The sequence below is a fragment of the Methylobacterium sp. 092160098-2 genome (genome assembly GCF_028920805.1).
Lineage (GTDB): Bacteria > Pseudomonadota > Alphaproteobacteria > Rhizobiales > Beijerinckiaceae > Methylobacterium > Methylobacterium fujisawaense.
Window position 1 is genome coordinate 5242412 of record NZ_JAQPZJ010000001.1, and the last position, 13999, is coordinate 5256410.

The 13999-nt window shown below is 73.9% G+C and carries 13 protein-coding genes; 2 read left to right on the forward strand and 11 right to left on the reverse strand.

Going from position 1 to position 13999, the window contains the following annotated elements:
- Positions 1 to 156 precede the first annotated feature (156 nt).
- Both PQI07_RS24735 and PQI07_RS24740 read left to right on the forward strand, forming a co-directional pair.
- Complete coding sequence (locus tag PQI07_RS24735) at positions 157 to 1020, forward strand: hypothetical protein (RefSeq protein ID WP_274927618.1); 864 nt, start codon at positions 157 to 159, stop codon at positions 1018 to 1020.
- Positions 1004 to 1303, forward strand: coding sequence for a hypothetical protein (locus PQI07_RS24740; protein WP_043389363.1), 300 nt, complete (start codon positions 1004 to 1006; stop codon positions 1301 to 1303). Before PQI07_RS24735 ends, PQI07_RS24740 begins: the two co-directional genes overlap by 17 nt.
- A gap of 9 nt (positions 1304 to 1312) precedes the next feature.
- Here the strand turns inward: PQI07_RS24740 and PQI07_RS24745 are convergent, their stop codons facing one another.
- From PQI07_RS24745 to PQI07_RS24795, 11 genes are all read right to left on the reverse strand, one after another.
- Positions 1313 to 1657 (reverse strand): hypothetical protein, encoded by a 345-nt coding sequence (locus PQI07_RS24745; RefSeq protein ID WP_043389361.1) that lies wholly within the window; start codon positions 1655 to 1657, stop codon positions 1313 to 1315.
- The gene (locus PQI07_RS24750) at positions 1654 to 2460 is read right to left on the reverse strand and encodes a hypothetical protein (protein WP_274927619.1); all 807 of its coding nucleotides are present in this window, start codon (positions 2458 to 2460) and stop codon (positions 1654 to 1656) included. The genes PQI07_RS24745 and PQI07_RS24750 overlap by 4 nt, the downstream gene beginning before the upstream one ends.
- A gap of 143 nt (positions 2461 to 2603) precedes the next feature.
- The gene (locus tag PQI07_RS24755; RefSeq protein ID WP_274927620.1) at positions 2604 to 3494 is read right to left on the reverse strand and encodes a lysozyme inhibitor LprI family protein; all 891 of its coding nucleotides are present in this window, start codon (positions 3492 to 3494) and stop codon (positions 2604 to 2606) included.
- A 138-nt stretch (positions 3495 to 3632) separates the two neighbouring features.
- The gene (locus PQI07_RS24760; RefSeq protein ID WP_052083589.1) at positions 3633 to 4052 is read right to left on the reverse strand and encodes a hypothetical protein; all 420 of its coding nucleotides are present in this window, start codon (positions 4050 to 4052) and stop codon (positions 3633 to 3635) included.
- A gap of 121 nt (positions 4053 to 4173) precedes the next feature.
- Positions 4174 to 4602, reverse strand: coding sequence for a hypothetical protein (locus tag PQI07_RS24765; RefSeq protein WP_274927621.1), 429 nt, complete (start codon positions 4600 to 4602; stop codon positions 4174 to 4176).
- 1270 nt (positions 4603 to 5872) lie between these two features.
- On the reverse strand, positions 5873 to 7219 hold the full coding sequence (locus PQI07_RS24770; RefSeq protein WP_274927622.1) for a hypothetical protein: 1347 nt from the start codon (positions 7217 to 7219) through the stop codon (positions 5873 to 5875).
- 9 nt (positions 7220 to 7228) lie between these two features.
- On the reverse strand, positions 7229 to 8680 hold the full coding sequence (locus PQI07_RS24775; protein ID WP_075379996.1) for a peptidoglycan-binding protein: 1452 nt from the start codon (positions 8678 to 8680) through the stop codon (positions 7229 to 7231).
- Positions 8677 to 10038, reverse strand: a complete 1362-nt coding sequence (locus PQI07_RS24780) for a hypothetical protein (protein ID WP_274927623.1) — start codon at positions 10036 to 10038, stop codon at positions 8677 to 8679. The genes PQI07_RS24775 and PQI07_RS24780 overlap by 4 nt, the downstream gene beginning before the upstream one ends.
- Positions 10039 to 10060: 22 nt before the next feature.
- Positions 10061 to 12013, reverse strand: a complete 1953-nt coding sequence (locus PQI07_RS24785; protein WP_274927624.1) for an AAA family ATPase — start codon at positions 12011 to 12013, stop codon at positions 10061 to 10063.
- Between the two features lie 69 nt (positions 12014 to 12082).
- The gene (locus PQI07_RS24790; protein WP_043355315.1) at positions 12083 to 13183 is read right to left on the reverse strand and encodes an AAA family ATPase; all 1101 of its coding nucleotides are present in this window, start codon (positions 13181 to 13183) and stop codon (positions 12083 to 12085) included.
- 3 nt (positions 13184 to 13186) lie between these two features.
- A complete protein-coding gene (locus PQI07_RS24795) occupies positions 13187 to 13780 on the reverse strand; it encodes a hypothetical protein (RefSeq protein ID WP_274927625.1) in 594 nt (197 codons plus the stop codon).
- Positions 13781 to 13999 lie beyond the last annotated feature (219 nt).

The window sequence follows — 13999 nt, forward strand, 5'->3', positions numbered from 1 at the left end:
GGCTGCGCGGTCGCGCCCGATCCCACCCTGCAGGGGCGTGCGGGGGGCGGCTCGCGCTTCGGGATCGCCGCCGACGGCTACAAGCGCGCGGCCGGCGACAGCTACCTGACCTTCCCCGAATGGGACATCGTCCACGCCTACGCGGACCTCGCCGGGGTGACGCGATCCGCCTCGGAATCGGCCTTCGACTACTGGGCGGCGACCACCGGCTTCTGGACGAGCCTGTGCGGGGCGACCCGGGCGGCCGGGCGCACCGGCGACGTCACCGCGGGCCAGAAGGTCACCAACTACGTCATCGGCCTCAGCTTCACGGCCGAGATGCTGATCCAGGGCGCCTACGAGCGCACCGTCGGGGCGCTGACCGCGTGGTGGCGGGGGCCCGAGCCCACGGAGGAGGACCGGTTCAACGCCCGGCTGCTCGCGGATTACGCCGTGTTCCTGCGCCAGACCCCCTGGTACCGCTACCCGTTCGACGCGGAGCTGTCCCGGCTCTGGCGCGATGTCCCGTTCACGCCGTCCCTGCGGGCGGTCGAGCGGCGCGGCGCGCTCTCGCTGCAATACGGGGTGAAATGGGCCTACGCGCGGGGGATCGCGTGGCTCGCCGGGATGGACCCGGCCGGCCTGACGATCCGCAGCGTCGTGGCGGGGCTCGACGCCGCCGACGCGGCCGCCGACCCGCGCATCACCCGCCTCGGCCCCGTCCCGGCCGGCGATGGCGGACCGGCCGCCCTGATCGAGACGCCGCGCTACCGGGCCTTCACGGAGATCCTGCGGGGCCTGGGGGCGCGCGGCCGGACCGTGCTGGAGATCGCCGGCAACGACCGGATCCTCACCACCGTCCTCCTGCCGCCGGGCCGGACGGTCGCCCTCGCCGGGGCCGAGCCGCTGTTCGCGATGCCGATCCAGTCCGAGCCGGGCTGGCAGCGCGTCGGCTACGACACCGCGGTGGAGCAGCTCGTCGAACAGATCCGCGCCGTCGAGGCCGCGGGGGGCCGGTTCGAGCATGCCTACGATTACTGATCGGCGCCCCCGGCGCGGCCTGCCGGTCGCCCCGGCGGCGGCGGCGCTCGCCGGGTGGCTCGGCGTGACCGCGCTGACCGCCCTCGCGGTCCAGCCGGAGACCGTGGTGGCGCTCGGGAACCCCGCCGCCCTGGCGGCCGCCGACGACGGGGCCCTGGTCTCGGCCGGCCGCGCGTATCTGGTGATCCGGCCCGCCGCGCCGGGCGCGGTCCGGCGCCTCTACGCGGGGGGCGCCTGGCTGGTCCTGCCGGCGCCCGGGACCGGCTGCCTCGGCGCGCGCTGAGGGCGGTGCTCAGTAGGGATCGGACCGCTCGAGGATCTCCTGCCCCATCAGCACGCAGCTCCCGGGCATCGGCGCGTAGATCAGCCGGATCCGATAATCGCCCTTGTCGATGCTGCCCTCCGCCTCGATCACCTGGAAGCGCCGCGTCCCGACCAGGGACGCGACGGTGCCGACGGACCGAACGGAAGCGGGATCGACCGTGGCCCGCGCGTCGCCGTCGCTGTGGAAGCGCAGCAGCTTGAGGGCCTGCCGCTCGGCCTCGGCCGCGCAGGGCGGCGCGGGCGCCGCGACCGCGGCGGTCGCGGCCGGCCCCGTCGCCGCGATCAGCGCCAGCGCCCGCAGGATCCGTCTCATCGGCACGTGACTCCGTATTCGTGGACCTCGGGCAGGTCCCCGTCGCCCGTCGTGGTCACCGAGAGCGCGCCGGCGGCCCCCGCATACCGGAAGCTGCAATAGGCGAGGCCCGTCCCGGAACAGCCGTCGACCTCGATCACGCCGCGCCGGGCGAGATCCCGCTCCCGCGCATCGTCGCTCGGCGGACCCTTCACCGGCGTCCAGCCCGCGGCGATCAGCGCCGCCCGGGCCGTGTCGATCGGCTGGCCGCGGATGGCGGGGACCGCTCCGCGGCCACCGCAGACGGATTCGACCGCGGGAAGCGGCTCCAGGGACAGGGTCCCGTCCGGGCGCAGGGTCAGGTCGCCCACCGGAGAGGGCGGCAGATCGCCGTCCCAGAGGCGCACGCCGCCGGCGCGCGCCGCGATCCGGCCGACCGCGCCGGTCCGGCCGGCGCCGTACACGAGGGCGACGAGGCGCGTCCCGTCGAAGAGGCCGACATTGCCGTCCGCGATGAGGCAGGTGCCGCTCGTCCCCTGCTGCAGGTCGCTGGCGAAGCTGACGGCCCGGTAGCGGCCCAGCGCCGCTTCGCCGGTGACGAACCAGTCCCGGGCGGCCACGGCCTGCGCCGCCTCCGATTGTGCCGGCACGACCTCGCCCGGGCAGCCGGCCTGGCGCCCCGCCCCGCCCGGGGCCCGCGGCAGCGCGGCGAGGGGCACGAAGCGCAGGCCCTTCACGGCGGAAGTGACGCGTGGCGCCGGCGGCCCGTCCTGCGCGGCGGCCGATCCGGCGAGGGGCAGGCCGAGCATCAGGCCGAGGACCAAGGCGGGTGCCCGGCCGGCTCGGCCGATGCGCGGGCGCCGAGGAGCTTCCCCGGCTGCGCCACGGCCTGCGCGCAGCCGAAGGCCGGCGTCACCCGGATGGCGGCTGCGGGCCGGGTCCGGCAAGGGGGCGTCCGGTCTCATCGTCACTTCCCGTTCGGGTCGCCCGCGCGCGCCGGCGGGCGCGACCCCGGTTCCGTCCCGGCCGCCGGAACCGGGTCGGGCGGCGGATAGGCGGGGTCTGTCAGGCAGGTCGAGAGCCAGGTCTCGGCCTCGGCGTCCGAGGCCAGCTCGACATCGAGGACGGCCCGAGGGCCTGCGGGCGCCGTCGTCGCGCTGGCAGTCGCGGCCGCCGGGGCGGCAGGCCGCGTCCAGCGGCCGGCGGGGTTTTCGGGACCCGGGCATTCCGCGTCGTCGCCCCCGCCGATCGTGCAGGTCGCGACCGTTCGCACGGCGCCGTCGACGACCCGCCCGACCGTGCGCGTCTCGGTGGTGTGCCCGCTCGCCCAGTCGTCGGACAGCGTGCAGACCCGGTCGCCGTTCTGGAAGCGCCGGCTGCCGAAGCAGCCGTAGACCCGGTCCTGCCCGACGGGCAGGAAATAGCAGGCCGTGTCGAACCCCGCGAAGGGGCCGCCGGTGAACCGTGCCGCGAAGGCCCGCTGGCGCAGCGCCGCCGCGATCCAGTGCGGCCGGGCCGGATCGCTCTTCGCGCGGCCGGACAGGTCCTCGGTCCGGGCCCGGATCGCCCCCAGCACGATGGTGCGCGCGTCGGCCGCGTCCAGGTCGCCGAGCCCCGTGTCCCGGGCCGCCACCCAGCGCTTCTGGCTGGCGATCAGCATCGCCCGGATCTCGGCGTCGACCGTGCCGTGCAGGAGGCCGGCATAGGCCGAACCCAGGGCGGCATCGGCCTTCCGGAGCGCCGCGTCGGCGCAGATCATGCGCTCGAGCGGGCTGGCCGCCTTGCGGCAGTCGATCGCCCGGGCCGCAGACGGCGCCAGGAGGGATGCGGCGACGGCCGCCACCAGGAGCCGCGTCACGGCCGGCCTCGCACTGAACGGCGCATCTGAACCTCGCATCCGGACCGCGCGCCTGGGCAGCGCCGCGGAGCCGCGCCGCTCCCCCGTGACAGGCCGCGGGGTGCGGGCGGACGCCCGCAGCCGCGCGCCATCCGGGCCCTACTGCGCCGCGGCATCGACGACGCGGCACAGGTTCTGGTCGACGTCCTGACCGATCTGACCGGCCTGCACCATGAACAGGGCGTCGACCCGGCTGCCCGTCCCGGCCTTGCGCACGACGACCCGCAGCGTCTGCGGTCGCCCCGAGCCGGATGTCTCCTGCTGGGCCGTCAGGGTCCCGAGCTGCTTCTCGACGTGCACGCCCACGAAGCCTTCGGCCAGGACCGCCCGCGTCACCCGGTCGAACGCGGCCTTGGGGCTGACCGAGGGGAAGATCATCCACGTCTTGTAGGTGATGGCCTGAAGCATCGGCGTCCCCTCGCTCCGGTAATGGTCGCGGCATGTCTCCGCCGCTGCCGCCGGGAGCGCGAGTGTGGACAGGATTGCCGCGTGGACGAACGCGGTTTGCATCGATCCCATGGGGCGCCTCTCACTTCGTTCTGGCGTGGACTTGGCGGACCTGCGCGGCCGGGTCCCGGTCGGGCGTCGATCCGTACGGGTGCGGGAGGCCGGTCCGCGCCGGCCGGCCCCCCGCAGGGTCTCAGAGCTGCGGCGCGGCCGGTGGCCGGGGGCGCGGCGGCGGCGCCATCTCGCGCGGTGCCGGGGGCTCGGTCCGCGGCACCGCGCCGGACGCGGCCGCCTCCGCCTTCGGAGGCTCAGCGACCGGCGCCGGCCGCGGGGCCGCGACCGAGCCGCGGACCGTGTCGCGCAGGAAATCGCCGGTGCTGGTGCCGGCCTCCCGGGACGCCGGAGCCGGAGCCGGCGCCGCCCGGGCCGCCGGTGCGGCCTGGCCGCTGCCGCCGTCGCGCGGCACCGGCACCTGCGACACCGCCGGGGCCCGGCGGGGCTCGCCCGGCGGCACGGTGATCCGGAACGTGTACGGCACCGTGGACCCGTCCCCGAAGGTGACGGCGACCGACAGGGTGTCGAGGCCGGAGAAGTCGGTGCGTGCCGTGTAGTAGAGCGACATCGCATCCTTCTTGGCGTCCTCGCAGCCGTCCGGCTGTCGGATCTGCGCCCCGGTCTCGTCGACCTTGCCGCTGAGGATCCGGAATTCCCGCCGCTGCTCGATGCGCCCGCCGCGCGGCCTGACGAGTTCGATCGTGGCCGCGCGCGAGCGGCACCCTGCGTGGCGAAGTAGTAGGTGAAGCCCTGGAGGAAGATCCGCTGACCGGGGCGCGCGGTCTTGTTCTCCACCTCCGCCCGGGCCGGCAGGGCGAGGCAGAGCGGCAGGCAGAGCGCTGAGCCGAGCGCCGATCCGAGGGCCAGGACGCCGACGCCGGTGCGCCGCCGCGGTCGGGTCGGTGCTGCGGATCGGGGAGCGTTCGGAAGGCGCTGATGCACGGGACTCGTCCTCGGCTTGGCGATGGGGGGCGCGGCCTCCGCCGCAGGGCTGACCGTCCGCGGCGCGTCAGAGCTGCGGCGCGGCGGGCGGGCGCGGCGGTGCCAGCTGCTGTGGCGGCAGCGCGGGCGGTGCGGGCGTGCCGGACACGGGCGCCGCGGCCTCTGCAGCCTTCGGGGGCGGCGAAGCCGGTGCCGGCCGGCCGGCCGGGACCGCGCCGCGGACCGCGTCGCGCAGGAAGTCGCCGGTGCTGGCCTCCTGGGGCGCCGGAGCCGGAGCCGGAGCCGCTCGCTCGGCCGGAGCGGCGCGCGCCGTCGGGGCCGGCCGCGAGAGGCCCGCGTCGCGGGGGCGGGTGCCTGGGACACCGCCGGCGCCCGCCGGCCTTCGCCCTCGGGCACCGTGATCCTGTAGGTGTAGGTCGCCTCCTCGCCGGTGACGAAGGTGACGATCACCGACACCGTGTCCAGGCCGGAGAAATCGGGCCGGGCCGTGTAGTAGAGCGCCCGCGCGTCCCGCTCGACATCCTGGCAGCCGTCCCGCGACGGGGTGCCGTCGGTGTTCCGGCCGAGGACCAGGAATTCGCGCCGCTGCTCGATGCGTCCGCCGCGGGGCGGCGTGACCAGTTCGACCGCGGCCGCCGGAACCGACGGGCAGCCCGGCCGGGTCTCGTGGGTGGCGTAGCCGTCGAGGCGGATCCGCTGTCCGGGGCGCGCGGTCACGCTCGTGGATCCGGCGAGCGCCGGCCCCGCGAGGCAGAGCCCGAGGAGGCCGAAGAGGAAGCCGAAGCCGGGCCGCCCAGGCCGCACGACCCCGGCCGCTCTCGTCTTCGGGACGCTGTGTGCCATGGGACTCCTCCTCGGCCTGCGGGACGGGCGGTCGTGGACCGCGGGCGGGACGCTCACTTCGGGTCGGAGCGCTCCAGGACCGGCTTGCCGCCATCGGTGCGGAACCGGACCGCGTAGGTGCTGTTCGTCGACTGGGCGTTGCACGTGATGACCACCGGGCCGCCCATCGGGTTGGGCAACTCGCAGGTGCCCTTCACCTTGATGGTGGACTGGTCGCGCTCGGCGTACATCAGCTCGTCGATGGGCTGGCGCAGGGTGCCGCCTGCGACGAGGCCCTTCGCCGAGGCCAGGAACGCCATGGCCTTGCCGTCGGTGGTGCCGAAGATGAACCCGGCCTTCGGGCTCCCGACGACGGAGGTGTTCACCGCACCCGAGGCGCAGAGGGCGGTGAGATCCTCCCCGTCCATCACCAGGGATTCGCAGCGGCCCTTGAAGGACAGCTTCAGGAACGTGCCCGGCGGCGGGTCCCGCGCCTCCGCGGTGTCGCGGGGCGCGGGCGGTGGAGACGGTGACTGCGACGGCGGCGGCGGCGTGTCGGGCGGGGCCGGAGCCCGCGCTTCGGCGGGCCGATCGCGGGAAGGCGCGGTCCCGCCGTCCCGCCGGTCCCAGCCGCCGCGAGGCTGGCCGGGCTGCCAGACGCAGAGACGGACGCCGTCATTGTCCCAGCAGGGGCCGCTCGGGGACAGGGCGCCAAGGGATTCGGCGGCGCGCAGGCCACCGGACGACCCGTTCCAGAAGGCGGTGGCCTTCAGCGGGTTCTGCGGGTCGCGGACGAGCTGCGCCACGACGTCGAGCTTGCTCCCGGAATAGGAGCGGATCTCGAAGCCGCGGGCACCGGTCTGCCCGGTCTCCGCCCGGAACTGGCAGGCTCCGTCGAGGCGGACATCGCCGGCGACCTCGAGGTAGCAATCGGCGGCCCGCGGCGCGCCGGCCTCGGGCGTCGCCGCGGGAGCCCCGCCGAAGCCGGGGCGGCCCTCGCCGACCTTCCAGGCGCAGACCCGGCTCCGGGACCCGGTCCAGCAGGCGCCCTCCGACGTGACGCCGTCGGCGGGGCCGTCCTCGGGCTTGCCGCCGGGCTCCCGGTTCCAGGTGGCCGTGCCCCGGCCCGGCGCCGTCACCGACACGACCACCCCGTCGCGCAGGTAGCCGTTGTCGTAGGTGGCGAGGCGGAACCCGCCCACGCCGTAGCTGCGCGCATCGGTCAGGAACTCGCAGACCCCGTCGATGACGGTCCTGCCGTCGGCCGCGAAGAAGCAATCGGCCTTGCGGACCTTGATCTGCGCCTGCGCGGCGGCGGGCAGGAGGAGGCCGGCCAACAGGGCGGCGGCGAACAGGGCGAGGCGGCGCCCGGCCCGAGGGGCCGGGAACCGCGCAGGATTCGAACGGCGGCGGGGGGCCATGGCCGTCTCCTATGGATTGCCGAGGAGGCGGCGCGCCGCCTGGATGGTGCGGTCGTTGCGCTGGTCGACGACGCGGCCCTGGTAGAGATTCCGGTCGGCGAGGCGTTGCTGGAGCGCGGCCCAGAAGCCGACGCCCCATTTGTCCTGCTCGAGGTTCTGCAGGATCTCGGTGGACTTGAGTTCGAGGGCGCGGATCGTCATGTCGGCCGCCTTGCCGGGATCCCGCTGCAGGCCGGCGCCGCCGATATCGAACAGGAACGCCGCCGAGGCCGCCGCGGGGGCGAAGGAGGCCTCGCCCGCGAGGCGCTCCAGATACCGCCGCGCCAAGAGGCCGTCGGGGGCGGTGATCCGCTGCTCCGTGTTCGCCGGCGACAGGAGCAGCGCGTAGAGATACTGCGCCACCGAGACCCCGCTCTCCGCCAGGCTCCTGAGCTTCGCCTCGTCGGCGGCGTTGGTGGTCGCGCTCTTGAACAGCGCCATCAACGCCTCGACGCTCGGTGCGGAGGCGGGTGGTGTCGCGGGCGGTGTCGCGGGCGGCGGCGTGCCCGGCTTTCCGGGGCCGGAATTGCCCGCCCCGGAATTGCCCGCCCCGGAATTGCCCGCCCCTGGATTGCCGGTCCCCGGATTGGTCTGCGGGCCGGCGGCCCTGCCGGCCAGCGCCTGCACGGCCGCGCGCGTCTGCGGCGTCGCCGACCCGTCGGCGGGACCCGTGTAGAAGCCGCGCTTCGCGAGATTGCGCTGGATCGCCGCCACGAGGTCGGGGGGCTGGCGGCCGAGCTCGTCCGTGAAGGTGCTGACCGCCAGCGGCAGCTTGGCCGCCACCGTGTCCATGTAGAGATCGGCGGCCTTCTGCGGATCGCGCGGGACGCCGCTCTCGGCATCGGTGTAGCAGCCGGCGATCCAGTAGAGCGTCGACCAGGAATCGAGATAGGCGTTCCGGGCGGCGACCGGGTTCGCGTGGAAGGCCAGCCCGTAGCGGCAGCCCCGCTTGAGATCGTATTGGCCGCGGCCTCTGTTGAGCAGGAGCTCGGTCATGCCGCGCTGGGCCCCGGGGAAGCCGAGGTCGGCGGGCTTCTGGTAGTAGGTCAGGGCCTTGGCGGCATCGGGCTTGACGGGATTCTTGACGTAGAGCGCGGCCCATTCGGGATTGTAGAGGGCGCCCATGAACGAGCGGGCGCTGACGTCGCCGGCCTCGGCACCCGCCTTGAGCTTCTCGAAGGCGGCCCTGTCGCCGTCCTTGCCGGCCTTGTCGAGCAGGTCGAGATAGAGCTTCTCGTTCTCCTTGCTGTCGGCGGGCTTGCCCCACTCGCCCGCGGGCTTCAGCAGCGCGAGGGCGAGTCCGGCCAGGAGCGCGACCGCGGCCTGGGGCAGGACCAGCCAGGCGAGGCGGTAGCGCGCATCCGCGTACCAGAGCGTCGCGTGCGCCCGGAGCCGGTCGGTCCCGATCAAGACGCCGCTCATGACTTGGCTTTCATGTAGGCGCGCAGGGCCGTGATGACCGCCGGATTGCGCGTGTTCTCGACCGGGAGCGTGTAGAAGCCGCGGGTGGTCAGTTCGGCCTGAAGGGCGCCCCAGAACCCGTCGCTCCAGTGCCCCGCCTCGGGGAACAGCAGCCAGAAGGTGATCTGGTCGTCCTTGAGGTCGATGCCCCGCAGAGCGAGGGCCGCGGCCTTCCGGGGATCCTTGGCGACGTTGCCGTAGCCGGAATCGTAGAGCACCGCGGCCTCGCCCGCCGCCATGCCGTGCCCGGCGGCCGCGGCGCGCTCGTAGGCGGCCACGGCGACCTGCGCGTCCGGCGCGAAGACGTCGCCCTTGTTCATCACCGGGTTGAACAGGCGCGCATAGGCGGTGAGCGCGTCCGCGTCCCCGGCATCGGCCCGGCCCTTGAGCTCGGCCAGCTTCCGCCGGTCGCCGGCCCGGGCGGCGGTCGCGAGGGCGATCACCTCCGGATCCGGGCCCTTGGGCGCCATCCGCCGCGGCTCGGGCCGCGGGGTCGCGACCGTGTTGGTGATCCCCGCCTCCACCTGGAGGGCCGTGATGATCCAGGGATTGGGCCGCCCGTCCACGGGGCCGATATAGCGACGCTGCTCGGCCAGATGCCGCTGGAGGCCCGACACCAGGGCGGGGTTCTGCTGGCCGAGATTATTGATGAAGGCGTCCATCGTCGGCCGGTGCTTGCGCCACAGCACCGCGGTCACCAGCCCCCCGGCCCGGACCGGGTCCTGCGGCAGGCCGCTCTCGGGCTCGACGTAGCAGGTGGCGAGCTTGACGGTGAGCCGCTCCTCGCCGGTGATCGTGCGCTCGAGCGTCTCGGGATCGTCGAACCAGGTCTGGGCGAGGCGGCAGCCGCGCCGGAGGTCGCGGTTGGGGTTGGCCGGATCGAGCAGCACGTCCGCGAGGCGCGCGACCGCCAGGAGGTCGCCGATCGCGGCGCCCGGTCCGTAGAGGGCGGCCGCCCGGGCGAAATCGTTCGGCGCGGGCTTGCTGGGGAAGTAGGCGGCGGTCAGCGGGTCGTAGAGCGTCCCGAGCTTGGTCGCGGCGTCGATCTGGCCCCGGGTGGCCGCGGCGGTCAGCGCGTCGAACGCCGTGCGGTCGCCGTCCTTGCCGGCCCGGTCGCGCAGGGCGCTCAGCTCGGCGATCCGCGCCTTCGAGGCGGTGGCCGGCTGACCCCAGACGCCCTGCGCGGCCAGCGCCATGCACAGGCCCGCCACCGCGCAGGTCACGGCCTGCGGCAGGGCGAGCCAGGCCAGGCGGTAGCGGCGATCGTCGTACCAGAGGGTCGCGTGCGCGCGCAGCCAGTCCTCGCGTGCGATGCTCATGGCCGCGACGGCTCCCGGGCCGTCACGACAATGCGGCGGGGCGCGGGGCGCCGCCGCCGAGCGCCCGCTCGAAATCCACGAGCTCGAACTGGCCGTAATCGCCCAGGGGATCGCTGGCGAGCCGCATCGCCTGGGCCTCGCGCAGGCGCTCCAGGAGGGTGCGCATCGCGCGGGCATTCGCCCAGTCGTGCCGCTGCGCGCGCTGCTCGACCCACGGGATCAGCAGGGTCTCGAAGCGCGGCGGCAGCCGGAAGGATTGCCGCGACGCCATCAGGCGCAGGATCTCGACGAGGTCGTAAGGATCGTAGGCCGGGAATTCGATGGTCTTGGTGAAGCGGCCGGCGAGGCCGGGATTCGTGTCGATGAACCGGGCCATGTCGTCGGTGTAGCCGGCGACGATCACGATGATCCGGTCGCGGTTGTCCTCCATGAACTTGAGGAGGGTGTCGATCGCCTCCTTGCCGAAGTCGCCCCCGCCCCCGCCGCCCTCGGCCAGGGTGTAGGCCTCGTCGATGAACAGGATGCCGTCGAGGGCCTCGCGGCAGCGCTCCAGGGTCTTGGCCGCGGTCTGGCCGACATAGCCCGCCACCAGCCCGGCCCGGTCGACCTCGACCACGTGCCCCTTCCGCAGGACGCCGAGCGCCCGGAAGATGTCGCCCATGATGCGCGCCACCTCGGTCTTGCCGACGCCGGGCGGGCCGGTGAACACCATGTGCTGGCTCACCGCGCCGACCTCGATGCCCTCGGCGCGGCGCCGGGCATCGACCAGCACCCGCGCCGCCACGGTCTTCACCTGCTCCTTGACCGGCGCGAGCCCGATCATCGCGTCGAGGCGGGCCATGACCTTCCGGGCGGCGTCCATGTCGACCGCGCCGCCGGCCTGGCGGCCGAGGGCCGCGGCGATGTCGGCGGGCTCGAGCCGGTTGATGTCGCCGCCGGGGCTGGCGGCGAGGCGCAGCGCCTGCGCCTGGCGGGCCTTCTCCAGCACCGTGCGCATCTCGCGGGCATTGGCCCAGTCCTCGGCCTTGGACCGGGCGCCGACATAGGCCGCGAGGTCCTTCTCGAACCCCTCCAGCATGACGAAGCCCTGGCCGGCCGCCATGCGCTTCAGGATCTCGGCGAGTTCCGGCGGGCTGTAGGGCGGGAACTCGACGGTCTTGGTGAAGCGGCTGGCAAGCCCCGGATTCGTGTCGATGAACCGGCGCATGTCGTTGGTGTAGCCGGCGACGATCACGATGATCCGGTCGCGGTTGTCCTCCATGAACTTGAGGAGGGTGTCGATCGCCTCCTTGCCGAAGTCCCCGCCGCCGCCGCCGGCGGCCAGGGTGTAGGCCTCGTCGATGAACAGGATGCCGTCGAGGGCCTCGCGGCAGCGCTCCAGGGTCTTGATCGCGGTCTGGCCGGCATAGCCCGCCACCAGCCCGGCCCGGTCGACCTCCACGACGTGGCCCTTGCGCAGCACCTTCAGCGCCTTGAAGACGTTGCCGAGGATCCGGGCGACCTCGGTCTTGCCGACGCCGGGGGGGCCGGTGAACACCATGTGCTGGCTCATGGCCGCCACCGGCAGGTTCTGGGCGCGGCGCTGCTGCTCCACCTGCATCCGGGCGATGACGCCCTTCACCTCCAGCTTCACGGGGTCGAGGCCGACCATGCCGTCGAGGGTCGCGAGCGCGGTGGCCAGGAGGTCCTTCTTCTCCGCGCCCGCGCCGTCGTCCACGAAGCGGATCGGGCGGATCCTGCGGCTCGCCCGGGCCTGGTCCAGGGCGCGCCGCGTCGCCTCGATCCGCGCCGGGATGTAGCTCGCCGCCAGGAGGCCCCCGACGAGGCCGCCGAGGATCAGGCCGTTGCGCAGCAGGGCCGCGGGCGTCGCGGCGAGCGGTCCGAGCAGGTCCGGCCGCAGGGCGACTAGCAGGCCGGTGGCACCCAGCACGATGACCGCGAAGAGCGCGACCGGATGCTTGTCGAGGCGTTCCATGGACGTGACAAACCTTGGTGCTGGCCGTGGTGCTGAACGGGCGCGGGGCGTCCCGCGATCGTCTCGCCGTCAGGCGTCCTCGCCGGTGGCGCGGAGCAGATCGACGATCTCCAGGCGGCGCAGGTCGCCGCCCTGCAGGGCGACCCGGGCGGCCTGGGCCTCGCGGGCCTTCTCCAGGAGGGTCCGCATCTCGCGGGCGTTCGACCAGTCCTCGGCGCGGGACCGCTGCGCGAGCCAGGGGGTGAGCGCCGCCTCGAACCCCTCGGGGAGCGCGAATTGCTGCCGGGCCGCCATGCGCTTCAGGATCTCGCAGAGATCCTTCGGGCTGTAGGGCGGGAATTCGACGGTCTTGGTGAAGCGGCCGGCCAGTCCCGGATTCGTGTCGATGAACCGGCGCATGTCGTTGGTGTAGCCGGCGACGATCACGATGATCCGGTCGCGGTTGTCCTCCATGAACTTGAGGAGGGTGTCGATCGCCTCCTTGCCGAAGTCGCCCCCGCCCCCGCCGCCGGCGGCCAGGGTGTAGGCCTCGTCGATGAACAGGATGCCGTCGAGGGCCTCGTGGCACTTCTCCAGGGTCTTGGCCGCGGTCTGGCCGACATAGCCCGCCACCAGGGCCGCGCGGTCGACCTCCACGAGATGCCCGCGGCGCAGCACCTCGAGGGACCGGTAGATCTCGCCGATCGCCCGGGCGACCTCGGTCTTGCCGACGCCGGGAGGCCCGGTGAACACCATGTGCTGGCTGATCGCCGCCACCGGCAGGCCCTCGGCGCGCCGCCGCTGCTCCAGTTCCAGCCGTGCGATCAGGGCGTTGACCTCGCGCTTGACCGGCGCGAGCCCGACCATGTTCTCCAGATTCGCGATCACGGCCTCGGGAGACCGGGCCTCCACGACCCGGCGCGGCGCCACGATCAGGCGCGGCAGGGCGAGCAGGCCCCCGGCCGGCTGCCCGAGGCCGGCCTCCGCCTTGCGGGCGGCCGTCGCGGTCGCGGCGAGGCCCAGCGCCGCCAGCAGGGCGACGGCGATCCCGATCGCCGCCCTCCACCGCAGCTCCGCTCCGGCGGCGTTCCACCAGGCGACCGGGCCGTAATCGGTGCTCAGCAGGAGCGGCGTGAGGACCGCGACCACGAGGCCGGAGACGACGAAGGGTAGGATGGCGGATTTCGACATCCGTCAGCCTCCGCAGGGCTTGCTGGTGTTCCAGATCACGGGGATCCGCTTGACGCCCGCGGTGGTATCGACCGTCAAACCCGGGGTGAGCTCGACGAACACGTCCTTGGCGGCGCCCTCGATGACGATCTCGCCCTTGCCGGCCTCGTAGGGGGCCGGGAACGGGACCGCGAGGTTGATCGGCCCGTCGGTGATGTTGAAGGCCGGCGACAGGTAGTTCCCGGCGCGGATGCGCACCACGCCGCCGGCATCGGCCTTCGTCTTCGACAGGCGCATCAGGCCCAGGGGCGCCCGGCAGGCCTTGGCTTCGGCGACGATCTTGTCCTTCTCGTCGGCGGGCAGGGTTTCGGCGGCCTTGTCGATCTGGCCCGTCTTGACGAGGTTCAGGGCCGGCCGCTCGGCCGTCCCGGCGGTCTCGCCGCCGCCCGAGAGCAGCACGCCCGCGACGGCGCCCGCTGCCACCAGCCCGCCCACGATCGCGATGAGGCTCGGCGACAGGGCCGGCTTGGCGGAGGCCGCCGGGCTCGGGGCCGCGTGGGGACCGGACAGCCTGTCCTGAGCCTGCCGCTCAGCATTCTGGCGCTCGACTTCCGACATCCAGCAGGCCCCCGAACATGGAACGACGTAATTCGTGCGCCGCATCGGCACGCACGACAGGACAAACAGCCTTGATGTTTTTGGAAAGATTCAAAAGAACCGGCGGCCGATGCCTGTCATCATGACGGGCTGACTTCTAGGCATGCGGAAAAAACCGGTCTACTAGTGTATCTGACCTATCGTCGCACCCTTGACAGGGCCTGGATTTCATCCGGCATG